Source organism: Comamonas sp. lk (genome assembly GCF_900564145.1).
GTDB lineage: Bacteria > Pseudomonadota > Gammaproteobacteria > Burkholderiales > Burkholderiaceae_C > Comamonas.
Map to the genome: position 1 here is coordinate 340,730 of NZ_UOOB01000001.1, position 21,144 is coordinate 361,873.

At 59.7% G+C, this 21,144-nt stretch carries 18 protein-coding genes, 1 tRNA gene, 1 pseudogene and 1 riboswitch; of the genes and pseudogenes, 7 read left to right on the plus strand and 13 right to left on the minus strand.

What is annotated here, in order from left to right:
* Positions 1-14 precede the first annotated feature (14 nt).
* The 3 genes and pseudogenes from EAO39_RS01530 to EAO39_RS01540 all read right to left on the minus strand — a co-directional run bounded on the left by EAO39_RS01530 (position 15) and on the right by EAO39_RS01540 (position 3,886).
* Positions 15-1,353: pseudogene (locus tag EAO39_RS01530) on the minus strand (UDP-glucose/GDP-mannose dehydrogenase family protein).
* Positions 1,350-2,360: an NAD-dependent epimerase gene (locus tag EAO39_RS01535; protein ID WP_120965595.1), complete on the minus strand. Its 1,011-nt coding sequence runs from the start codon at positions 2,358-2,360 to the stop codon at positions 1,350-1,352. Before EAO39_RS01535 ends, EAO39_RS01530 begins: the two are co-directional and overlap by 4 nt.
* Entirely contained in the window at positions 2,357-3,886 is a 1,530-nt protein-coding gene (locus tag EAO39_RS01540; RefSeq protein ID WP_205589331.1) for a glycosyltransferase family 39 protein, read from the minus strand. Before EAO39_RS01540 ends, EAO39_RS01535 begins: the two co-directional genes overlap by 4 nt.
* 138 nt (positions 3,887-4,024) lie before the next feature.
* Here EAO39_RS01540 and EAO39_RS01545 point away from each other — a divergent pair, with 138 nt between their 5' ends.
* Together EAO39_RS01545 and EAO39_RS01550 are read left to right on the plus strand one after the other, a co-directional pair.
* On the plus strand, positions 4,025-5,023 hold the full coding sequence (locus EAO39_RS01545; protein ID WP_120970566.1) for a glycosyltransferase family 2 protein: 999 nt from the start codon (positions 4,025-4,027) through the stop codon (positions 5,021-5,023).
* Positions 5,024-5,060: 37 nt separating this feature from the next.
* Entirely contained in the window at positions 5,061-5,999 is a 939-nt protein-coding gene (locus EAO39_RS01550; protein WP_120970568.1) for a lysylphosphatidylglycerol synthase transmembrane domain-containing protein, read from the plus strand.
* Here the strand turns inward: EAO39_RS01550 and EAO39_RS01555 are convergent.
* Positions 5,990-7,300 (minus strand): O-antigen ligase family protein, encoded by a 1,311-nt coding sequence (locus EAO39_RS01555; RefSeq protein WP_120965597.1) that lies wholly within the window; start codon positions 7,298-7,300, stop codon positions 5,990-5,992. The two genes, EAO39_RS01550 and EAO39_RS01555, sit on opposite strands and share 10 nt — an antisense overlap.
* An 84-nt stretch (positions 7,301-7,384) precedes the next feature.
* Between EAO39_RS01555 and EAO39_RS01560 the strand changes: the two genes are divergently transcribed.
* Positions 7,385-8,155 (plus strand): glycosyltransferase family 25 protein, encoded by a 771-nt coding sequence (locus EAO39_RS01560; protein ID WP_120965599.1) that lies wholly within the window; start codon positions 7,385-7,387, stop codon positions 8,153-8,155.
* On the opposite strand, the gene EAO39_RS01565 is transcribed toward EAO39_RS01560, so the two are convergent.
* Positions 8,145-9,272 carry a glycosyltransferase gene (locus EAO39_RS01565; RefSeq protein WP_120965601.1) on the minus strand — a complete coding sequence of 376 codons (1,128 nt, stop codon included), beginning with the start codon at positions 9,270-9,272 and terminating at the stop codon, positions 8,145-8,147. The two genes, EAO39_RS01560 and EAO39_RS01565, sit on opposite strands and share 11 nt — an antisense overlap.
* Positions 9,273-9,345: 73 nt before the next feature.
* On the opposite strand from EAO39_RS01565, the gene EAO39_RS01570 reads away from it, so the two are divergent.
* Entirely contained in the window at positions 9,346-10,302 is a 957-nt protein-coding gene (locus tag EAO39_RS01570) for a capsular polysaccharide synthesis protein (RefSeq protein ID WP_120965603.1), read from the plus strand.
* Positions 10,303-10,334: 32 nt separating this feature from the next.
* Here EAO39_RS01570 and EAO39_RS01575 read toward each other — a convergent pair whose 3' ends face one another.
* The 4 genes from EAO39_RS01575 to radA all read right to left on the minus strand — a co-directional run bounded on the left by EAO39_RS01575 (position 10,335) and on the right by radA (position 13,732).
* Positions 10,335-10,544, minus strand: a complete 210-nt coding sequence (locus tag EAO39_RS01575; protein WP_120965605.1) for a zinc-finger domain-containing protein — start codon at positions 10,542-10,544, stop codon at positions 10,335-10,337.
* 130 nt (positions 10,545-10,674) lie between these two features.
* The gene (locus EAO39_RS01580; RefSeq protein WP_120965607.1) at positions 10,675-11,613 is read right to left on the minus strand and encodes a branched-chain amino acid transaminase; all 939 of its coding nucleotides are present in this window, start codon (positions 11,611-11,613) and stop codon (positions 10,675-10,677) included.
* Between the two features lie 85 nt (positions 11,614-11,698).
* The gene (locus tag EAO39_RS01585) at positions 11,699-12,157 is read right to left on the minus strand and encodes a glycerate kinase (protein ID WP_120965609.1); all 459 of its coding nucleotides are present in this window, start codon (positions 12,155-12,157) and stop codon (positions 11,699-11,701) included.
* A 189-nt stretch (positions 12,158-12,346) separates the two neighbouring features.
* Positions 12,347-13,732, minus strand: coding sequence for a DNA repair protein RadA (gene radA, locus EAO39_RS01590; RefSeq protein ID WP_120965611.1), 1,386 nt, complete (start codon positions 13,730-13,732; stop codon positions 12,347-12,349).
* A 181-nt stretch (positions 13,733-13,913) separates the two neighbouring features.
* Between radA and EAO39_RS01595 the strand changes: the two genes are divergently transcribed.
* Positions 13,914-13,990 (plus strand) — tRNA-Met (locus EAO39_RS01595).
* Positions 13,991-14,157: 167 nt separating this feature from the next.
* Here the strand turns inward: EAO39_RS01595 and EAO39_RS01600 are convergent.
* Entirely contained in the window at positions 14,158-15,453 is a 1,296-nt protein-coding gene (locus EAO39_RS01600) for a Glu/Leu/Phe/Val dehydrogenase (RefSeq protein WP_120965613.1), read from the minus strand.
* Positions 15,454-15,661: 208 nt separating this feature from the next.
* Here EAO39_RS01600 and EAO39_RS01605 point away from each other — a divergent pair, with 208 nt between their 5' ends.
* The gene (locus EAO39_RS01605) at positions 15,662-16,585 is read left to right on the plus strand and encodes a fumarylacetoacetate hydrolase family protein (protein ID WP_120965615.1); all 924 of its coding nucleotides are present in this window, start codon (positions 15,662-15,664) and stop codon (positions 16,583-16,585) included.
* 120 nt (positions 16,586-16,705) lie between these two features.
* On the opposite strand, the gene EAO39_RS01610 is transcribed toward EAO39_RS01605, so the two are convergent.
* Both EAO39_RS01610 and EAO39_RS01615 read right to left on the minus strand, forming a co-directional pair.
* Positions 16,706-17,635, minus strand: a complete 930-nt coding sequence (locus EAO39_RS01610; RefSeq protein ID WP_120965618.1) for a PPK2 family polyphosphate kinase — start codon at positions 17,633-17,635, stop codon at positions 16,706-16,708.
* Between the two features lie 95 nt (positions 17,636-17,730).
* A complete protein-coding gene (locus EAO39_RS01615) occupies positions 17,731-18,651 on the minus strand; it encodes a LysR family transcriptional regulator (RefSeq protein WP_120965620.1) in 921 nt (306 codons plus the stop codon).
* A gap of 92 nt (positions 18,652-18,743) precedes the next feature.
* Between EAO39_RS01615 and EAO39_RS01620 the strand changes: the two genes are divergently transcribed.
* The gene (locus EAO39_RS01620; RefSeq protein WP_120965621.1) at positions 18,744-19,250 is read left to right on the plus strand and encodes a PACE efflux transporter; all 507 of its coding nucleotides are present in this window, start codon (positions 18,744-18,746) and stop codon (positions 19,248-19,250) included.
* Positions 19,251-19,364: 114 nt separating this feature from the next.
* Here the strand turns inward: EAO39_RS01620 and gltS are convergent, their stop codons facing one another.
* A complete protein-coding gene (gene gltS / locus EAO39_RS01625; protein ID WP_120965623.1) occupies positions 19,365-20,600 on the minus strand; it encodes a sodium/glutamate symporter in 1,236 nt (411 codons plus the stop codon).
* 408 nt (positions 20,601-21,008) lie between these two features.
* A riboswitch (S-adenosyl-L-homocysteine riboswitch) is annotated at positions 21,009-21,122 on the plus strand.
* The last annotated feature ends 22 nt before the right edge of the window (positions 21,123-21,144 follow it).

The window sequence follows — 21,144 nt, forward strand, 5'->3', positions numbered from 1 at the left end:
CGTGTCGTATGAGGTCAATGTGGCGGTATGGCTGGCCTGCCGATGGAGACGTAGCCCAGACCGTGGCTGGCGGGCAGTGCGGGATCGAACAGATTGCGACCATCAAAAATGACCCTGTCGCTCAGGGTCCGGGCCAGTAGTTCGAAATCTGGGGCGCGAAAAATCTGCCACTCGGTAACTATCGTCAGGCACTCTGCGCCTTGTACTGCGGCCAGCGGGCTCTCCACCAGTTTCAAGTCCGGGCGTTCGCCATAAATGCGTTGTGCCTCCTGCATGGCCACCGGGTCATAGGCTTGCACGGTGGCTCCAGCCGCCCATAGCGCCTCCAGCAGATTGCGGCTGGGTGCTTCGCGCATATCGTCGGTGTTGGGCTTGAAGGCCAAGCCCCAGACGGCCACGGTTTTCCCCCGCAACTTGCCTTGATAGAAGGCGCTGATACGTTCAAACAATACATTGCGCTGTGCCTGGTTGCGCTCTTCCACGGCATTGAGCAGCAGGGGCTCGAAATCCACTTGCTTGGCTGTGTGAATCAGGGCTTTCACATCCTTGGGAAAGCAGCCGCCGCCATAGCCGGCACCGGGGTAGATGAAGTGGTAGCCAATGCGCGGATCGCTGCCAATGCCGCGGCGAACGGCTTCCACATCGGCGCCCAGGCGCTCGGCCAGGTTGGCAATCTCGTTCATGAAGCTGATCTTGGTCGCCAGCATGGCATTGGCGGCATATTTGGTTAGTTCGGCACTTTTCACATCCATGACCACGATTCTGTCGTGGTTGCGGTTGAAGGGTGCATAGAGTTCGCGCAGCTTGGCTTCGGATGCCGGGTTGCCGGTACCGATGATGATGCGGTCAGGGCGCTGGCAATCAGCCACGGCAGCCCCTTCCTTGAGAAATTCCGGATTGGAGACCACATCAAACCGGTGCTGCACGCCGCGCTCTGCCAGGTCTTGTGCCATCACGGCCGCCACCTTGTCTGCCGTGCCCACGGGGACCGTGGGTTTGTTGATGACGATGCGCGGGCCGTTCATGTGTTGCGCAATGGTCTTGGCCACCGCCAACACATATTGCAGATCGGCGCTACCATCTTCATCGGGTGGCGTGCCTACGGCCAGAAAAATCAGTTCGCTGTGGGCCACGCCGTCTGCTGCATTGGTGGAGAACTGCAGGCGACCCAGCCGCTGACTGTGGATGACGAGTGTGTCCAGACCCGGTTCGTGAATCCGGGATATGGCCGACCTGAAGGGCCGCGACCTTGATCTCATCCACATCCACGCACAGCACCTGATGACCGACGTCGGCCAACACGGTGCCTTGAAACAGACCGACATAGCCGGTACCAAAGACAGTGACTTTCATACGCAATAAAAAGAGCGATACCAATCGACAAACCGTTGCACACCGGTTACGACCGGCATGGCAGGAGCAAAGTCGATCCAGGCTTGCAAGGCTCGGGTGTCGGCCGAGGTGCTGTGCATGTCGCCCGGCTGAATGGGCAGCATGCGCTTTTGGGCGGTGGTTCCCAAGGCCGCTTCCAGTGCGGCGATGTAATCCATCAACACCGTGGGAGAGTTGTTGCCGATATTGAAGATCCGGTATGGCGCCGTGCTGGTGCCCGGATTGGGCTGGTGGCTGTTGTAGCTGGTATCGGGCGTGGCAGGCTTGTCCAGCACGCGCATGATGCCTTCCACGATATCGTCGATATAGGTGAAGTCGCGCACCAGTTGACCATCGCCGTACACATCGATGGCCTCGCCAGCCAGGATGGCCTTGGTGAATTTGAACAAGGCCATATCCGGCCTACCCCAGGGCCCGTACACCGTGAAAAAGCGCAAGCCCGTGGTGGGCATGCCATACAAATGTGAATAGCTGTGGGCCATCAGCTCATTCGCCTTCTTGGTGGCCGCGTAGTAGCTGATGGGGTGATCGACGGCATCGCTCTCGGCAAACGGCATCCTGGTGTTGCCGCCATAGACGCTGGAGCTGCTGGCGTAGACCAGATGCTCGACCTGATGCAGGCGACAGCCCTGCAAGATATGGCCAAAGCCCAGCAGGTTGGAATCCGTGTAATCGTCAGGCTGGCCAATGGAGTAACGCACACCGGCCTGGGCTGCCAGATGCAAGACTCTGGAGGGCTTCACCTCGGCAAACAGCGTTGCCATCGCTTTGCGGTCGGCCAGATCCAGCTCGGCAAAGCGGAATTGGCTGTTGGGCCGAAGTTGATCCAGCCTTGCCTGCTTGAGAGCGACGTCGTAGTAGTTGTTGAGGTTGTCGATGCCCACGACGGGAATGCCTTGTGCCAGCAGACGCTGGGCGCAATGCATGCCGATAAATCCGGCGCAGCCGGTGATCAAGACAGGATTCATGGTTGTGCTTTGGATGCAATCCAGACGTATTGGTATTGCGCAGGCCTGCCTGGGACTGGCATTTTTTCATAGGGAATGCTCAGGGCCTGTACCGGCGTGGCCGGCAACACGGTGAACACGCCGCTCCACCAGTTGGGCACTGGTTTGTCCAGGCGGGTGATCAGCAAGATGCCGCTTCCCGGATGCGCTGGATGTGTCTTGGCTTGAGCAAGGCATTGCTGCACTTGTTGGCCATCCGGGCATCCCATGGCATATGTGGCGGGAAAGCGGGAGTGCAGCATGGCCGCGAGCATGTGATCCGATCCGACAATCAGCCCTTGACCGGTATAACCTGAGGCACTGAGCTGCCTGGCCAGTTCCTTGATGGGATGGTTGAGTTCATCCGGGGCATTCTTCCAGCCTGCATACCAGGGGCGCAGCGTGGCCATGGTCAGAAAAATAAGAGAGAAAGCCAGTGCAATCGTGGTGAAGGTCTTGCCAGCTTCTGGCTCAAGCAGGGCAGGGCGCCATACATAGAGGGCGATAGGCAGGCAAGCGGTGAGCGGCAGGATCCAGCGCTGCTTGAAGTCAGTCACATCGGCTGCCAGCACCATGCCGAGCAGACACAGCGCAATGATGAGCAGATAGCGCTGAAAAAGTGGCAAGGCCCAGGAACGGGATGGCAGAGATGCCGTTGCTTCAGGTGTGTGTTTCCCGAGCTGGGAGCGGTAGCCGACTGCAACGGCCAACAGCCACAGGCCCAGCGTGGAGAGCAAGGCCTTGGTCAGATTGCCCAGTCCTTTGAGGTGAGACGTTTCGGTCGTGATGGACATTTTCTGCACCGTCTCTGCGGTAGCCATACCCCAATGCGATGCCAGCCAGAACGCGTGAGGTGCAAGCAGCAACACGCCGGTCAGCGGGGCCAGCCACCAGCCCCGGCAGAGCAGCGCTGAACGCACGCGTGGCACCGACATGGCAGCCACGAACAGAGCGCCAATCAACATGGCATAGCTGTATTTGGACAGCATGCCCAGGCTGCAAAAAATGCCGATCAACACCAAATTCACGGCCTGCGGCCGCTGTATCTGTCTTAGCACTGCCCACCACAGGCCCATGGTCATGGCGGTCACCATCACGGTATGGGTTTGATCGCGCAGGGAGTCCCAGCCAAACGGGGGCATGAGCAGCAGGCCGGCTGCGGTCCACCAGGCCCCTTTCTCATTGAACAACTGTCGGCCGGCCAGCCAGGCGAAGCAGTAGGTCAGTGCAATCAGTGCGTGCTTGAGCACTGCCAGCGCCAATGCCGAAGGGCCAAGCAATTGGCAGACTGCCCACTGAATCCATGAGTACAGCGGCGGCTGAGGGCCGTAGCCTAGAGAAAGATTTTGGGCCCAGAGAATCTGCTCGGATTCATCCCATTTCATTCCCGATGAAATCAGTGAACGGGATGCAATATGCGCAAAGCTGAGCAACAGCAGTCCAATCCAGGGCCTGGAGTAAAGCGCTTGTTGCCATTCGGGGCGGTGAATGGAATTGGTGGATGCCATATTCATTGGCAAGAGGCCCAATATTTTGGGCGCTCGCACTTGCTTTTTGCAGTGCGCTGCAAAACAAGGCGTGCCCAGTGAGAGGTGGCTATCGAGGGTGTTAAGTTAGTATAGGTGACTGTTACCCCAACGCTGAGCCTGACCTCCGTGCACGATTTAATTCCCGAAGTTTCCATCGTTGTCCCGATTTATAACGAGTTCGATAATCTGCCCGATCTGGTAGCGCGCATTGATGCCGCCATGCGCACACAGCCGCTGAGCTACGAACTGATTGCTGTGGATGACGGATCCAATGACGGAAGTGCCAAGCGTTTGCGCGAAATTTCCGAGACTCACCCTTGGGTGCGTGCAGTATGTCTGGTGCGCAACTATGGCCAGTCCAGCGCCTTGCAGGCCGGTTTTGACCGTGTGCGCGGTCGCTATGTGGTGACTCTGGATGCCGATCTGCAAAACGAGCCCGGTGATATTCCTTTGCTGCTGGAGCGTCTGGAAAATGAGCCCGACCTAGACATGATCTCGGGCTGGCGCAAGAACCGCCAGGACAAGGCTTTGTCGCGCCGCTTGCCGTCGGTACTGGCCAATCGTCTCATCTCCAAGCTCACCAATGTGCAGTTGCATGACTATGGTTGCGCGTTGAAGGCATACCGCCGTGAAATCATCGACCGTATCCGCCTGTATGGCGAAATGCATCGCTTCATTCCATCACTTGCCCGTGATGCGGGGGCGCGGATTGCTGAGGTTCCGGTTCGGCACCATGCCCGCACTCACGGCGTGTCCAAGTACGGTATCGATCGCACATTCAGGGTGATTCTGGATCTAATTTTCATTGTCTTTTTCATGCGCTTTCGTCAGCGCCCCTTGCATGCCTTCGGTGGTTTTGGCCTATGGCTTGCCACACCTGGTGCGCTGATTCTGATGTGGCTGTTCGTGGAAAAACTGATGGGTGAAGACATTGGCGGACGGCCTTTGCTCATGGCGGGCGTCATGCTGATGCTGATGGGCATGCAGTTCATTGCCGCGGGTCTGATTGGCGAGCTGCTGACGCGCATCTATTACGAATCGGGTAGCGGTCTGCAGTATTACGCCAAGGAATACGGCGCAGCGACGGTTGAAGAGCGCCGCAAAGTTGCTTCATAAGCATGTCTTGGGTGGTGATGGCAGCCAGGGCCAAGACGTGAAAAAGAGTCTCAAATCGGGCCTTCGGCTGTTGGTCGGACTGTTGCTGCTGGCGGGCATTGTCTATGTGGCGGATCCTTTGTCGTTGCTGCAGCGACTGCGTCATGCCGACAAGTGGTGGCTGTGCGCAGGGCTGTTGGCTGGCATTGCCTCCAACCTGGTTTCTGCCTGGCGCTGGCGCGAGTTGGCCCAGTGGTTTGGTGCCCGGATGTCCGTCCCCCATGCCTTGCAGTGGTATTTTCAGGCCATGGGCCTCAATGTGCTGCTGCCGGGTGCTGTGTTGGGGGGGGATGTTTACCGCGCCGTCATGCTTCAGCGCAGTGCTGCAGCCAATCAAGGTGCCGGAATTTCTGTATTCCTGGATCGCATCAGCGGCTTGTGGATGCTGTGCGCTATCGGTGCTGCTGGCGCGGTACTGAATGCATCGGTACTGGCACCTGTGCTTCATCTTCCTACTGAGTACTTTGCCGTAGCTTGTGTGGCCATCGCCGTGATATGGCTGGCTATGCCGATGGTGCTATTGAACTGGCTCAAGAAAAGCTCTGCGCTATCCAGGCTCCCTACATGGGCCAAGCCGCTACAGGCAGCGGTGGCGCAAGAACATAGCGCAAAGCTTTTGTGGGTGCAGGCACTTTTGTCTGCCTTGGTTCAAGTTTTCTCTGCTACGGCATTGGCATGCGGAGGAGTGGCCTTGGGCCTCAATCTGCCCTGGAGTGTCTGGGCATTTGCCATCGCGCCCATTTTTCTGATGGCTGCCTTACCTGTCAGCGTCGGTGGCTGGGGTACGCGTGAAGCGGCCTGTGTCGCTGCGCTGGCGCCTTTTGGCGTGGCCGCAGCCTCGGCAATAGGTGTCGGGCTGCTCTATGGATTTTTTGCCCTGGCCCAAGGCGCGCTTGGCGCCTTGGTGCTGGGTTTGCCAGCAAAAACTCAGAAGTGATTTTTCTCTGGCTGCGCAGCAACCGGGTTCTGCGCCACCAGACGGCAGATCGCGCCCCAGAGAGCAACCAGACTGAAGATGTAGAACATGTTTCCGCTGTTGTGGGCGAAGAAGACCTGAGTCCAACCGAAGCCGAAATACGCGAGCGGCAGCAGGGATGCTGCTGCACGCAGGGCAAACAGCTTGGGCTTTACCTCTTCGCTGACCAGGGCCAGACGGCGCGAGCTGGGCCAGAAAACGCACAGAGGTACTGCGTAGAACAAGAGCAGCAGTAGCAGCCCCAGCATTCCGCGTTTGACCCACATGTCCAGAATTTCATTGTGTGCATGGCCATATTCCATGACTGATGGATGCGCCAGGTGCTTGTCAACCATCTCTTGCTTGGCTTGAGCATAGCCGGACAGGCCCCAGCCCGCGAGCGGACGTTGTTCAATCAGATGCAGTGCCAGGCGCCACTGTTCCAGCCGCTGACCCACCGAGGTCTCTGCATATTTCTGAGGTTCCTTGAGGTACAGGGAAACTTCTGACACCGCTTCGGAGCCGCGCTGCTCCAGCTTGTTGTATGCCGGCATTGCCAAGGCCAGGCCAATGACAACCATGAGAACTGCAGACACCGTGGCCAGTCGCTTGAAGCCATTGAGCCAGGCCATGCACCACACGGCCACGATCAGCATGGGCACCACGACCCAGGATCCGCGGGAATCTGACAGAAAAGAGGCGTAAATGGCGCATGCTCCGAGGATGCCAAGAGCCGTCGTTTGAGATTTGCTCCAGCGGCCAAACAAGGCCAGCACCCATGTAGCGAAGCCCAGATACATGGCGATGCCACCAAACTGTATGGCATTGGTAAAACCACTGACTCGAGGCATCTTGAGCACGCCGGCCTGATAGGCAGCAATCGCGAGTGCTCCGGCCGCTCCGCAGGCAAGACCCCACACCACAGCGCTCATACGAACGCCGGTTTTGCTGAGATACCAAAGGCTTAGCGCTGCGAGCGCATATTTGGCTCCATAGCCCCAGCCTGCAAAAGAGAACCAATGGTCAAGCGATATGCTCCATAACAGGCCCATCAGCAGAAGAATGCCCAGCAGATAGGCCGTGCCCTGTGGCATCCGAGTGGCCGGGCGTGCAAGCAGGCAACCCGCCAGGGTCAAGATGGCTATTGCGGTTGAGCCATATGAGTATCCGGACGGAAGGCAGAGGCTGAGTGCAAAAAACACAAAGCAGGCGACGTCCAGGGCGTACGAGAGCCCGTGGGCCAACGGCGTGTGCGGTTGTAATGAATTGCTTTGCGGTTTCATGTTTATATGGGTCTTTTGACGGCTCCCAAAGGGTGCCGGGCTCACGGCACTACACTTCAGCCGTCTTTATTGGGTGCGAAGTGTATGCCGTCATTGCCTATCGTCTATATCAATCTGGCCAAGGATGTGGAGCGCCGCGAGCGTATGGAATCCCAGCTGGCAAACATGGGCTTAAGCGCTTCACGTTTGCCTGCTGTTTGGTGGAATGATTTACCGGCTCAAATTCAGTCGCAGTATTTTTGTGAACAGCTGAATCAAGACCAGTACTTTAAGCCCATGGGCAATGGCGAAAAAGGCTGCTATTGCAGCCACTTGACGGCGTGTGAGAAATTGCTGGGCAGCGATGCGCCCGCCCTGGTCGTGTTTGAGGACGATGTGCGTTTATTGCCAGCGCTTCCCCAGGCATTGAATGCGATTGCAGCGCTGTCGCAGGATGCCAGCTGGGACATGATTAAGTTGTTTGGACGTGAGAAAGAGAAGATCGCATCCAGAGCGCCTTTGGGCGAAAGCGCTTTGGAGCTTATTTCTTACCAGCGCATTCCCAGTTTTGCTGCCGGTTACGTGATCAGCAGGGCTGGAGCTCAAAAAATGCTGGCCACGCGTAGGCCGTTTGGCAGGCCTGTGGATGTGGATATCCGCTTCTGGCTTGAAAACGGATTGCGGGTCTTTGGGGTCTATCCGTCGGTGATTGCACTTGACGATACCAGTGAGGTCAGCAGCATTTGGGCGCAGCGTGAGGCTCCTGCCGATCTGGCTCAGCGCTTGCGCAAGTTCAAGATGAAATTGCAACTCACATGGGCCAATTCACGGGCTACGCCACCCCATGTCTCCGAGGTGTTGAAGGCTAAGTCCTGAGCAGCTTGCGATATCCCTGCCACATGTGATCACGTCCGTAATGCTGGGTTGCCTGCAGCCTGGCGGCTTGGCCCAATTGCTGGGCATGATCCGGGTTCTGAAGTAATTTCTGCAATGCATCGGCCATGGCGTTTGCGTCGGACTCGGGCACCCGCAAGCCCGTGACGCCGGGTTCAACCACTTCGCGTGCACCGATCACATCGGAGACAACGCAGGCGCAGCCCGCGGCCATGCCTTCGACCAGCGCCAGAGGCATGCCCTCCCAGTGGGTGGACAGCACAAAGATCTGAATTTGAGTCAAACGCTGAGGCAGATCAGGCACATTGCCCAGGAATTGAACCTGCTGCTCCAGATGCAGTTGTTTGACCAGGTGTTCTGCCTTGGTTCGCAGATACTTTTTTCCTGCGCCGGCCAGGTACAGCTGTGGCTTGAGGCCGCGCTCCTTGAGGACCGCCAAGGCTTGAATGAGCGTGGTTTGATCCTTTTGCCGTGCAAAGCGTGAGGCCATGATGATTGCGGCTTCTCGCTGCTTCCAGTGAAGAGGGATGGCACTGTCGGGGAAGCGAGCCAGGTCTATGCCATTGCACAAGGCAATGCATTTTTCGGGCGGAAAGCCTCGTTCCACTAGGCTGGTACGCACGCCTTCCGAAACACCGATGTGAGCCTGTGTGAATGGCTCGAGTGCCAAGGCCTGGCGCAGACGGCGATCGGTGTAGCGCTCCCGCGAGTTATGTTCGACATGGAAGATATGGGGCACGCCTTCCAGGGCTGCCGCCTTGCGGCCCCAAATATGGTCACTGAAACCATGGGCGAAGACGACATCCGGCTTCCATGAGCGAATGATTTTTCGCAGCTCCCATACGGTCAAGGCATGCAGCCAGTTGGACACCACAATCACTTGCAGGCCCTGGTCCCTCAAGGCCTGTATCTTCTCGTCGGATGTGCTGCGCTTGCGTCTGAGTACCAGCAGAACCTGGAAGTCGGAGCTTCGCTGCGCGGCGAGGCACAGATCAACAGCGACCTGAGTCGCTCCAGAAAACCCCCCCGTCACAAAATGCAGCAGTCGCTTGGGTGGGTGGCTTGCAGGTTTTTGCGTATCCGAGAAATCGTGGTTCATGGGTTCTGACGGACAATCCGTGTGCGACAAATTTTGTGTTTTCAATCCAAGTATCCAGCGACGCTTTTCCATCATGACCCGGATTCCAGCCTGCCTGTTCAAGGGCGTATTGCAACTGGTTCAGCCCAAAGTGCTGAACTCCTCTGCAGAGTACAGATTGCCCCGCTCAGTAATGCTGGAAGGCCGCCTTGATCAACGGGAAGGTGAGGTAAAAATTCCCAAGCTGCTGTGGACTTATTGGAATCACCCGCAGCCGGATGCGTTTGTGAACGAATGCATTCAGAGCTGGCGTCTGCAATGCCCGGATTATGAAGTCCGTCTGGTGCATCCCGGCAATTTGGATCAGTACGTGCGATCCGGGGAGCTTCCCGCGCAATTTGCACAGCTGCATCCCACCAAGCAGTCCGACTGGCTGCGTCTGTATCTTGTTGCCTGCTACGGTGGTTTTTGGCTGGATGCCAGCACCTTGCTGACCAGTTCTCTGGACTGGATGCAGGCTGGAGCGGATCCACGCTCCGAGTTCACTGGTTTTTACCTTGAGAAATTCACCAAGGACGCTCAATTTCCGGTGATTGAAAGCTGGGCATTCGGCGCCGTAGCTGGCTCGCCCTTCATCACAGCTTGGCAGAAAGAGTTCCACCTGGCTTTGATTGAAGAGGGAACGGATGCCTATCTGCAACGTCACCAATCCATGCCGGGCTGGTCTGAGATTCAGCAAAATATCGAAGACCCCCGCTATTTGCTGATTCACATCACGGCCCAGCAGGTACTGCGTGGCCAGCAATTCTCGCGCATGGCCTTGTTCAAGGCCGAGGACACGGCTTACTACTATCACCGCGCTTTGCGCTGGAAGTGGTACCTGCTTTACCCACAGCTATGTCTGGTCGCTGCACCCAGGCAAAGTGCTCCCATCGTCAAACTGCGCGGCGGCGAGCGTCGTCACTTCACGGAAATGTTTGCCTCGCATGGCGGATCCGTGCCTGGCAGCACCTGGCATCAGGCCTTGCACCCTCAAGAAAAAAGGCCTTGAAAAGGCCTTGAGGTGAGGTGTGTGCAGTTGGCTCAATGACCGCCCGAGAACACTTCGCCAGCCTTCAGACGGTAGACCGTGCCGCAATAGGGGCACTTGGCTTCGCCGGTTTTGGCCACGTCCAGATAAACCTTGGGATGGGTGTTCCACAGCTTCATGTCGGCTTTGGGGCTGGGGCAGAACACGCCGCCTTGGTGGTTCAAATCCTGGGCGGCCAGTTCGATGACGGCATTGGTAGACATGCTAGGTAATCTTTCTCAGAAATTTCAGTGGGGATGGTAATCGGTTCGACGCTGCCAACGGGTGCCTGAGCAAGGGGAGACCAGCCAGCATCATCTCGCAGCGAAGGCGCCGTCCAGCGCCTTAGGGGGGTCAGACCAAAGTCAGCCAGTGAGCGTACTTGGGGTTGCGGCCGTTGACGATGTCAAAGAAGGCCTTCTGGATTTTTTCGGTCAGTGGGCCGCGACGGCCTTCACCGATCTGGATGCGGTCCACTTCGCGGATGGGAGTCACTTCGGCGGCGGTGCCGGTGAAGAACAGCTCGTCGGAGATATACAGCTCATCGCGGGTGATGCGCTTTTGCACGACTTGCAGGCCCAGGTCTTCGCAGATGTGCATCACGGTGTTGCGGGTGATGCCGTTCAGGGCACCGGCCGACAGATCGGGTGTGTAGACCACGCCGTCCTTGATGACAAAGATATTTTCGCCCGAGCCTTCGGACACAAAACCGGAGGCATCCAGCAAGATGGCTTCGTCGTAACCGTCGTCCAGGGCTTCGGTGTTGGCCAGTATGGAGTTGGTGTAGTTGCTCACCGCTTTGGCCTGGCTCATGGTGATGTTCACATGGTGGCGCGTGAAGCTGGAGATCTTGGTGCGGATGCCGCGCTCCATGCCGTCTTCGCCCAGATAGGCGCCCCAGGCCCATGCGGCCACCATCAAATGGATGGTGTTGCCCTTGGGGCTCACGCCCAGCTTGCGGTCGCCAATCCAGGTCAGTGGGCGCAGATAGCAGGACTTCAGGCCGTTGGCCTTGACCACGTCCACCTGGGCCTGATTGACCTGGTCCTGGGTGAGGGGGATCTGCATGCGCAGGATCTTGGCGCTGTTGAACAGGCGCTTGGTGTGATCCTGCAAGCGGAAGATGGCCGTGCCTTGTTCGGTCTCATAGGCGCGTACGCCTTCGAATGCGCCGCAGCCGTAGTGCAGCGTGTGGGTCAGCACATGGATCTTGGCATCGCGCCATTCCACCATCTGGCCATCCATCCAGATCTTGCCGTCGCGGTCGGACATCGAGGGAACAACAGGGCTCATAAAACCATCCTCTAAGGGCTTGTGTGCGGACGGACGCCAGCGCTGAAGTGTTCAGCTGCGGCGTTTGTCTCCGTAAGCCCTTATTTTAGGATGTCGCAGAGCCTGGAGTCTGGGCGTTTGTTTCCGGTGTGGGCAAAGCGGCTGCATCCTCCTTGGGCTCGGGGCGTTGCAGCGACCATTTCACCAAGCGGCCCGAGACAAATTCGCAGGTCACATGCGACTGGCTGCCGTCGGTCCAGCGGTAGATTTCAGGATCCTTGCCTTCTTCGGACAGGCGCTCGCCCAGCGAGCGTGTCATGGCCACCACGTGCACCAGGGGCACTTTGGGCTTGAGCTTGGCATTGAGCATGACGGCGCTGCCCACATAGCCCATGGGGCGGTTGGCGGCTTTCTTCATGACGGACATCAGCCGCGTGAAGTGCAGCAGCAGCCACATGATGATGCCGCCGGCCACGGCGGCCACGCCTGGCCAGCCCGCAGACCGATGGGCCGCAAGCACCAGAATGAGCAGGCCCACAGGAATCAGAATATTGCGCAAATTCATGGGTGAGATTGTCTTATGCAAGCAGAGGTCGGAGTCTGCGGTCAGTGCGTATGCCCCTTGATTCAACTCGGAGGGGCGGGTGATGGATTCCAAAACAGGAGCGGGTGGCGCTTTCAGAAGTTGAGAATTCAGTCGTTTTGTATTTGAAATTCAATCAAATCAAGCGCTGATAGCTAGCCTTTTTAAGAATCAAGCAATGCCTCTCACGATATTCATGGCTTCGTCCACGCGCTCCACCGCATGAATGGTCAGGCCGGGAATGGCCTTCTTGGGCGCATTGGCCTTGGGGACTACAGCGACAGTGAATCCTAACTTTGCTGCTTCCTTCAGGCGCTCTTGCCCACGTGGCGCGGGGCGCACCTCGCCGGCCAGGCCGACTTCGCCAAAGGCGATAAAGCCCTTGGGCAGCGCTTTGCCACGCAGACTGGAAGTGATCGCCAACATCACCGCCAGATCAGCTGCCGGCTCATTGATGCGCACGCCGCCCACGGCATTGACGAACACATCCTGATCGGCACAGGCCACGCCCGCATGGCGGTTGAGCACGGCCAGCAGCATGGCCAGGCGGTCCTTGTCCAGGCCGACAGACAGCCTGCGGGCCTGCGGGCCGCCTTGATCGACGAGTGCCTGAATTTCCACCAACAGAGGGCGCGTGCCTTCCAGCGTCACCAGCACGCAGCTGCCGGGCACGGGCTCGCTGTGCTGGGAGAGGAAGATGGCGCTGGGGTTGCTCACGCCCTTGAGGCCTTTTTCCGTCATGGCGAAGACGCCAATCTCGTTCACCGCTCCAAAGCGGTTCTTGATGGCGCGCACCAGGCGGAAGTTACTGTGTGTATCGCCCTCGAAGTAGAGCACCGTGTCCACCATATGTTCCAGCACGCGCGGGCCGGCCAGGGCGCCGTCCTTGGTGACGTGGCCTACCAGGATGATGGTGATGCCCGTGGTCTTGGCCGCACGTGTCAGATGCGCAGCGCATTCGCGCACCTGGGCCACCGAGCCGGGTGCGGACGATAGCTGGTCCGAATACACGGTCTGAATCGAGTCGACCACCACCACGGCCGGCTGAGTCGCTTCCACCGTGGCCAGGATTTTCTCCAGCTGAATCTCGGCCAGCACATTGACCTGGCTGTTGTCCAGCCCCAGGCGTCGCGAACGCAGGGCCACCTGGGCACCGCTTTCCTCCCCGGTCACATACAGCGTGGGCAGGCCTATGCGGTGCAAGGCATCCATGGCCTGCAGAAGAAGTGTGGACTTGCCTATGCCAGGGTCTCCGCCAATCAGGACCACGCCGCCTTCCACCACGCCGCCGCCCAGTACCCGGTCCAGTTCCTCGATGCCGCTGGGCGTGCGCGCCACGTCCTGTGCTTCGATGGCCGACAGCGGCGTGACGGGCTGGGCATTGGCCAGGCCTGCGTAGCCCTGGGGCTGGCTCAGCCGGTTCTTGCCGCCCGAAGCCGATTCGGCCACGGTCTCTATCAGCGAGTTCCAGGCGCCGCAGCTAGGGCATTTGCCCAGCCAGCGCGGGCTGGTGCCGCCGCAGGCATTGCAGGTAAACGTGGTTTTTTCTTTGGCCATGGGCGGCCACTATACAGAGCGCAGATTGCCGCTAGCCACTGGTAGGCGGGCGACAAATTTCAGAGCCAATAGCCATAAAAGCAATGAGTTCATATAACCAGTGCGCATGACAAGAGAATATCGGCTACAATCCATCCATCGATACGGCAACGACATAAAGCTGCCAAGTCAGAGAAATTACCGCGCGATGGAGCAGTCTGGTAGCTCGTTGGGCTCATAACCCAAAGGTCGGAGGTTCAAATCCTTCTCGCGCAACCATCAAAAAAGCCTTCTGGAAACAGAAGGCTTTTTTCGTTGTGCACTTCACAGTGGCTAAGTCCCACGCCGATCAGGGCGTGCCGCCTTGCCGCAAAAAAAATCGCCCCTCTTCCGAAGAAACAGGGGCGATGTGCAAAGGGAAGGCGCCAGGCGCCCACCGCTGATGCTTATGGGTACAGACCGCGCATTTCGCGAGCGTGCAGAATGCGCTTGCAAGCCACGATGAAGGTGGCGGTACGCAGCGACACCTTGTTTTCCTGGGCCACTTGCCAGATGCCAGCGAAGGCCTCTTGCATGATGCGCACCAGGCGGGCGTTGATTTCGTCCTCGGTCCAGAAGAAGCTGGAGAAATCCTGCACCCACTCGAAGTAGGACACGGTCACGCCACCGGCGTTGGCAATCACGTCGGGCAGCACCAGCACGCCCTTGTCGGTCAGGATGTCGTCGGCTTCGGGCGTGGTGGGGCCGTTGGCGCCTTCGATCACGATCTTGGCCTTGATCTGAGCGGCGTTGTCCTTGGTGATCTGGCTTTCCAGCGCAGCAGGGATGAGGATCTCGCAATCCACGGCCCAGAAATCCTTGGTATCCATGGCTTCGCCACCGGCAAAGCCGCCCACGCCGCCATTGGCTGCCACGTGCGCCAGCAGAGCCGTCACATCAAAGCCGTTGGCGTTGTAGATGGTGCCGGTATGGTCTTGCACGGCCACGATGTTGGCGCCGGCTTCAGCAAACAGCTTGCCTGCAGTACCGCCCACATTGCCAAAGCCTTGCACGGCCACGCGTGCGCCTTGCAAGGGCAGGCCGGTCAGCTTGGCGGCTTCCACGCCCACGGTGAACACGCCGCGGCCTGTCGCTTCCACGCGACCCAGCGAGCCGCCCAGATCGACCGGCTTGCCGGTTACCACGCCAGTGGAGGTGGCGCCGGTGTTCATGGAGTAGGTGTCCATCATCCAGGCCATGATCTGGCCGTTGGTGTTCACGTCGGGAGCAGGAATGTCCTTGGATGGGCCGATCAGCAGACCGATCTCGCTGGTGTAGCGACGTGTCAGGCGTTCCAGTTCGGAGGTCGAAAGCTTGCGCGGATCGACGCGGATACCACCCTTGGCACCGCCGTAAGGCACGTTCACTGCGGCATTCTTGACCGACATCCAGGCCGACAGCGCCATGACTTCAGACAGCGTCACGTCCTGGTGGAAACGCACGCCGCCCTTGCCGGGGCCGCGGCTCAGATTGTGCTGAACGCGGTAGCCCTCGAAGTGGGCGATGGTGCCGTTGTCCATCTCGATGGGCACGTCGACGATCAGAATGCGCTTGGGGCGCTTGAGGGTCTCGACCCAGCGGGCGAGCGAGCCCAGATAAGGCGTGACGCGATCTACTTGCTGCAGATAGTTGCCCCAGGGGCCGAGGTGCTCGGAATTCAGATAAGAAGGCAGAGCGTGTGCGGAAGAGTCTGTGGCTTGCATGATTTGGGCCTGGTTGACTGAGGTGGAACGGGCCGTTGTGAGGCCTCGCTGTCCGGGATCTACAGTGTGCGCGGGGCTGTGTGGCTTGTCCAAGGCTTGTTGCTTGGGGTCTTATGCATTTAATGCATAACCCTGAAAAACCGTCGATGCTGCCCAGTGTTGGCGGGGGAATGCGCAACCGGGCGCGGAATTTGCCATCATTGCTTCCATGTCTGAAAACAACGATTGCCAAGACGGCTGGTGCGGCCCCGCCCCTTTTGCCAACACCCCGCCCATGGGTTTGGCCCCCGAGTTGCGGGACGTGCAGGATGTGCTGCCCGATTGGGCGCAGCTGGCTCCGGCCCTGCATGAAGATGCCTATGCCACGGCCGATGCGCTGTGGTGGTCACGCAAGCTGGGCGAGAAGATGAGCCTGGGCGCGGATGTGGCAGCACTGATGCGTAGCGAGGAAGATGCACGCGCTGTGCAGTCCGCGCTGGCCGGCGTCTGGGGCTGGTGGCCCGCAGACCGGGCCCCGCGCTACTGGAAGTCCGGCGCTGCCAACCGCCAGACGGCCTTGCTGCATGTGCCCCTGCCCGAGTCCGGCGTGCAGCAAGGCCTGGCCTGGGCTGCCGCCCCGCAAACCGTATTCAATCTGCGTGGTGCAGAGGCGGAAATCGCCTTACGCATAGGCCAGGACATTTCTGCACAGCAAGCTGCCGCCCTGACTCCCGAGAGCGCTCTGGCCCTGGTGGACGGTGTGGCCGTGGCCATTGAATGGGTGGATGTGCGCTGGCGCGACGGCTTGCAGGCGCCGGCCCTGGCCTTGCTGGCCGACGGCCAATGCCATGGCGGTCTGGCGCTGGGCGAATGGCTGCCCGCCACATTGCTGGCGGGCCGGGATTGGGCGCAGCAGGTCTGCACCGTGGCCGTGAACGGTGAGGCGCCCCAGCGTTTTACCGGCACGCATAGCCTGGGTGATCCGGCCTGGTTGCTGCTGGACTGGATGCAGCATGTGGCGCGCCGCTACGGCAGCGTGCCCGCAGGCACGGTGGTGACCACGGGCAGCTGGTGCGGCTGTCTGAAGCTTGACGCGGGGGACCGCCTGACCGTTGCTTTCGAGGGCCTGGGCCAGCTGGGCTGGCAGTTCTAAGCCGGTTTGCTCATAAAACAGAAGCCGCTTGCGCCAATGATTGTTGGATCTTGATGCGAAAACACGCTGCATTCAAATCAAGCTGAGCGCCAGCAGCTTTTGAAATAATAGCAAGCCGCTTCACTTCACCTGGATTTTCTCCAGCGCCGGCGAGCCCGCAGGGTATTGGAGTTCCAGATTGCCCAGCACCTCGCGCAACAAGGTGGCAATCATCAGATTGCGGTGGGTTTTGGAGTCGGCGGGAACAATGGTCCAGGGAGCCCAGGGTGTGTGGGTGGCGGCCAGCAGTTTTTCATAGGCCTGCTGATACTCGTCCCACTGGGCGCGCGCCTTGAGGTCGCTTTCGTCAAACTTCCAGTGTTTGCAGGGGTCGTCCAGCCGCTCTTGCAGGCGCTGGCGCTGCTCGTCCTTGCTGATGTGCAGCATGAACTTGACGACCAGGGTGCCGTTTTCGCTGAGCATGCGCTCGAAGTCGTTGATCTGGGCATAGCGCTGGGCCTGCTGCTCGGGCGTGATCCAGCGGTTGACCACGGGCACCAGCACGTCTTCGTACTGGCTGCGGTTGAACACCACGATCTCGCCCGCGCCCGGCACCTGCTGGTGGATGCGCCACAGATAGTCATGGGCTTTTTCGGCATCGGTGGGCGCTTTCCAGCCCACGGTGTGCACGCCCAGCGGCGTCATCTGGCCGAACACGCCGCGCAGCGTGCCGTCCTTGCCGGCCGCATCCATGCCTTGCAGTATGACCAGCAGCTTGAAGCGCCGGTCGGCATAGAAGATGTTCTGCAGACCATCGAGTTCCCGGGCCAGCGTGCTGACGCTGTCCTTGTCATGCTGCTTGCCCTGGCCGGCCGAAAACGGCTTGGCTCCGGGCTCGAAGCCGGCCAGCTCCACGGCGGGCGGCGCATCGGCATCCTGCTTGCGGCTGTCGCGCGGCACGCCGGGCTGCCATTGCTGCCAGAGCTTGCGCAGGGCTTTGTGCTTGCTCTCGAAAGGATAGACATTCTCGGCAGAGGGCGAGGGCTGTACCGGCTGGCTGGGGGTGGACATAACGCAGCTCCATGAACAAGGTGGATGAAAGCGGTTGCTATGAATAATCTAGCTGTATGTGATTGGTTGGTAATGGCTTCAGGCTGATTTAATGCCTAATTCGGCCGCTGCGGCACTCCCTGCTCGCGCAGCAGCTGCACAAAGCGGCGGGCGGCCAGGCCTTGCGGGCTTTCCTTGGACCAGACCCAGTCCACGAACAGTGTGGTGCCATTGCTCAGGTTTTGCACGGGAATTTCCAGCAGCTGACCGGCGGCAATGCGCGGCTCGACCAGGCCCTTGGGCAGCCAGCCCCAGGCCATGCCCGCGCCAATCAGCGACAGTGCGGCCTGATGGCTGTCGGTGCGCCACAGCTGGCGGGCAAAAACAAAGCGCGGGTCGGTCTGTTGCGGATCGCGGCTGGCCACCAGCACCTGGCGGGTCGCGGCCAACTGTTCCACGCTGAGCCGGGCGCGCTTACCATGCTCGGCCAGCGCCTGCTGCCAGGGGGCGAACTGGGGGGACATCACGGCCAGCAGCGTCTCGCGCCCCATTTCCTGAAAGCCTTCGCGCCCGTCAATGGCCGGGCGTTCAAACACCAGGGCCAGATGGGCGCGGCCTGCGTGCAAAAGCTGCAGGGCATCGGTCTGCGGTGCGGTCAGCACTTCAATCGGCAGGGCGGGAAACTCCTGCACCAGGGCGGCCAGCGTCTCGGTCCAGGGGGTGGAGAGCAGCTCGGGCGCAATCGCCAGCGTCAATCTTTCTTCCAGCCCCTGATGCAAGGCGCTGGCCTGCCAGTTGAGCTGCTGCAGCTGCTCGGCCAGCAGACGGGCCTGCGGCTCCAGCGCCCGGGCGGCAGCCGTGGGCCGGGGTTCGCGCCCGCTGCGGTCGAACAGCTGCAAATCCAGTTCGGCTTCGAGCTGGGCCACGGCCATGCTCACGGCCGAGGGCACGCGCCCCAGCTTGCGGGCGGCAGCGGAAAACGAACCTTCATCGAGCACGGCAAGAAACAGCGGAACCTGGTCGGCAGCGAATGGCATGGCGTTATCTATCAGGAAAATTGAAAGGAGATGACTTTTATCTTCAGTTTTCAGAACATACACTGCGGTCCATGTCTCAACAAGCCTCCGCGATGGCATCCGCTTCTTCTTCTGCCGCTCACACTGTTCATGCTTCTGCCAATGGCGCCGCGCCCACCAAGGCCACTGGTCTGCAAGGCCCCAAGCGTCGCATCATCTATGTCTCTTTGTACGAGGCGATCGCCATCGCCGTCTCCAGCCTGATCTTCATGGCCATCGGCCAGAAGGCCGGCGACTCCAGCGTCATGGCCGTCGCCGCATCGGTGATTGCGATCTGTTGGAACCTGAGCTTCAACCACCTGTTTGAAAAATGGGAAGCACGCCAGGCCGTCAAGGGCCGCTCCGTGCTGCGCCGCGTGGTGCATGCGATTGGCTTTGAGGGCGGCTTGGCGCTGGCCCTCATCCCGCTCATGGCCTGGTGGTTCGACGTCTCGCTGTGGCAGGCGACGGTGATGGAAGCCGGCCTGCTGGTGTTCTTCATGGTCTACACCTTTGCCTTCAACTGGGCGTTTGACCGCCTGTTCGGCCTGCCTGCCTCGGCCCAGAATCTGTCGGCCTGAGTCAAGTAAAAAAATCCAGCTGCAGCGCTTGATGGTCAAGCGCAGGCAGCTATCAAAAAAAGCGTGCACCCTGTCAAGGTGCACGCTTTTTTCGTTGGGGAGCAGTGACAGGAATCAGCGCAACCAGCTGATGAAGCCCTGCAGCAAAAAGGCGTTGATGATGTCGATGAAGAAGGCGCCCACCAGTGGCACGATCAGAAAGGCCTTGTGCGAGGGGCCATACTGGTTGGTCAAGGCCTGCATATTGGCCACGGCCGTGGGCGTGGCACCCATGCCAAAGCCGCAGTGGCCGGCGGCCAGTACGGCGGCGTCGTAGTCTTTGCCCATGACGCGGAAAGTCACCAAGGTGGCGTATGCGGCCAAAAACAAGGTCTGCACCAGCAAAATGACCATCAGCGGTGCGGCGAGATCCGTCAGCTCCCACAGTCTGAGCGACAGCAGGGCAATGGCCAGATAAATCGACAGGGCCGCGCTGCCGAAGACGTCGATGGCCCGGTCAAAGACCTTGATGCCGAACACATAGTCCAGCGCATTGCGAATGATCACGCCGCCGCCCAGGGCCCAGACAAAGGTGGGCAGCTTGATAACGCCCTGGGTCAGCGAGGTCATGAGTTCGGCAAACGCCAGGCAGCCGGCAAACAGCGCCAGGGTTTCCACGGCGGCGTCGGCCGTGATCAGGCGAGGAGCCTTGCTGGAGGATTCGAAATTGGCCACATCGCTGCTCTCGCTCACTGCGGGTTCTTCGGTGCTCAGCTGCTGGGCCTCGGTGCGGGGCTGGGCCAGTTGGCGGCTGGTGATCAGCCGCTTGGCCAGCGGGCCGCCGAGCAGGCCGCCTATGACCAGGCCAAAGGTGGCGCAGGCAATGCCCAGTGCCGTGGCACCGGTGAGGCCGTATTCGTTCTCCAGCATTGCGCCGTAGGCGCCGGCTGTTCCATGGCCTCCGACGAGGGTGATGGAGCCCGCGACCAGGCCCATCAGCGGATCTTGTCCCAGCAAGGTGGCCATGCCCACGCCCACCACGTTCTGCAAAAAGATGAAACCGGCGATCAGCCCCAGAAAGACCAGCAGTGCCGTGCCGCCTTCGCGCAGTTTGGAGAGGTTGGCGCTCAGGCCAATGGAGGAGAAAAACACCAGCATGAAGGCGTCTTGCAGGCTGGACTCAAAACCCAGGGTCAGGCCCGTGGTTTCATGGAGCAGGAAAATCGTTGCCGCTGCCACCAGTCCGCCGGAGACGGGCTCGGGGATGTTGAAGTCGCGCAGAAAGCGGATGTGCCGCGTCATCAGCTTGCCCAGCAGCAGCACCAGCACGGCAAAAATAAGGGTGTAGTACGCGCCAAAGCCGACGTGCATGTAGGTTCTCCAATCGTTGCCTGTCCCTCAACGGCAGGCGGTGATTTTTTGGGGGAAGTCCGGGGCTACGGCTTGAACCGTGCATCGGACTCGCAAAAAAGTGTTCGGGCTGGTTTGGCCAGTGCCTCGAAACAGGACCTGCGCTTTGATGGCGCCAGCATGACAGCCGTCCATGGCGGGTGCAACCGGCATTCATCTGGCATCGGTGTGGTCTAGCGGGCGAATATGCTTGAAACCAGATGGCAGCGTTCGTCGTTGACGATATTCCCTGGGCAAAGTTTGGCGTTTGCGCAAGAAGATGCGGCGCGGCTCCAGGCCCAGGTCGTGCGATGGACGCATGGGGGTTTAAGGCGCATTCACCAGCGCCCATGGTGCAGATCGGCTGCATGGACATAAAATGCAGGGCTTCGCCCCAAGGAGCGCTGCAGCTAGCTGGTTGATGTCCAACCAGTGCGTCAGGCTTGGGGTCAGCAGTTCTGGTCTTGTTACCCAACTGCCTCGCAACAACGGCGCTCACCTGTTATTTCTGATTCTGGTTTTCACA

Excerpts from the sequence above, each read along its gene's own strand:
- EAO39_RS01535 (WP_120965595.1), bottom strand. The coding sequence starts at position 2,360 with ATGAATCCTGTCTTGATCACCGGCTGCGCCGGATTTATCGGCATGCAT.
- EAO39_RS01540 (WP_205589331.1), bottom strand. The coding sequence starts at position 3,886 with ATGGCATCCACCAATTCCATTCACCGCCCCGAATGGCAACAAGCGCTT.
- EAO39_RS01555 (WP_120965597.1), bottom strand. The coding sequence starts at position 7,300 with ATGAAACCGCAAAGCAATTCATTACAACCGCACACGCCGTTGGCCCAC.
- EAO39_RS01560 (WP_120965599.1), top strand. The coding sequence starts at position 7,385 with ATGCCGTCATTGCCTATCGTCTATATCAATCTGGCCAAGGATGTGGAG.
- EAO39_RS01565 (WP_120965601.1), bottom strand. The coding sequence starts at position 9,272 with ATGAACCACGATTTCTCGGATACGCAAAAACCTGCAAGCCACCCACCC.
- EAO39_RS01570 (WP_120965603.1), top strand. The coding sequence starts at position 9,346 with ATGACCCGGATTCCAGCCTGCCTGTTCAAGGGCGTATTGCAACTGGTT.
- EAO39_RS01575 (WP_120965605.1), bottom strand. The coding sequence starts at position 10,544 with ATGTCTACCAATGCCGTCATCGAACTGGCCGCCCAGGATTTGAACCAC.
- EAO39_RS01580 (WP_120965607.1), bottom strand. The coding sequence starts at position 11,613 with ATGAGCCCTGTTGTTCCCTCGATGTCCGACCGCGACGGCAAGATCTGG.
- EAO39_RS01585 (WP_120965609.1), bottom strand. The coding sequence starts at position 12,157 with ATGAATTTGCGCAATATTCTGATTCCTGTGGGCCTGCTCATTCTGGTG.
- radA (WP_120965611.1), bottom strand. The coding sequence starts at position 13,732 with ATGGCCAAAGAAAAAACCACGTTTACCTGCAATGCCTGCGGCGGCACC.
- EAO39_RS01600 (WP_120965613.1), bottom strand. The coding sequence starts at position 15,453 with ATGCAAGCCACAGACTCTTCCGCACACGCTCTGCCTTCTTATCTGAAT.
- EAO39_RS01605 (WP_120965615.1), top strand. The coding sequence starts at position 15,662 with ATGTCTGAAAACAACGATTGCCAAGACGGCTGGTGCGGCCCCGCCCCT.
- EAO39_RS01610 (WP_120965618.1), bottom strand. The coding sequence starts at position 17,635 with ATGTCCACCCCCAGCCAGCCGGTACAGCCCTCGCCCTCTGCCGAGAAT.
- EAO39_RS01615 (WP_120965620.1), bottom strand. The coding sequence starts at position 18,651 with ATGCCATTCGCTGCCGACCAGGTTCCGCTGTTTCTTGCCGTGCTCGAT.
- EAO39_RS01620 (WP_120965621.1), top strand. The coding sequence starts at position 18,744 with ATGGCATCCGCTTCTTCTTCTGCCGCTCACACTGTTCATGCTTCTGCC.
- gltS (WP_120965623.1), bottom strand. The coding sequence starts at position 20,600 with ATGCACGTCGGCTTTGGCGCGTACTACACCCTTATTTTTGCCGTGCTG.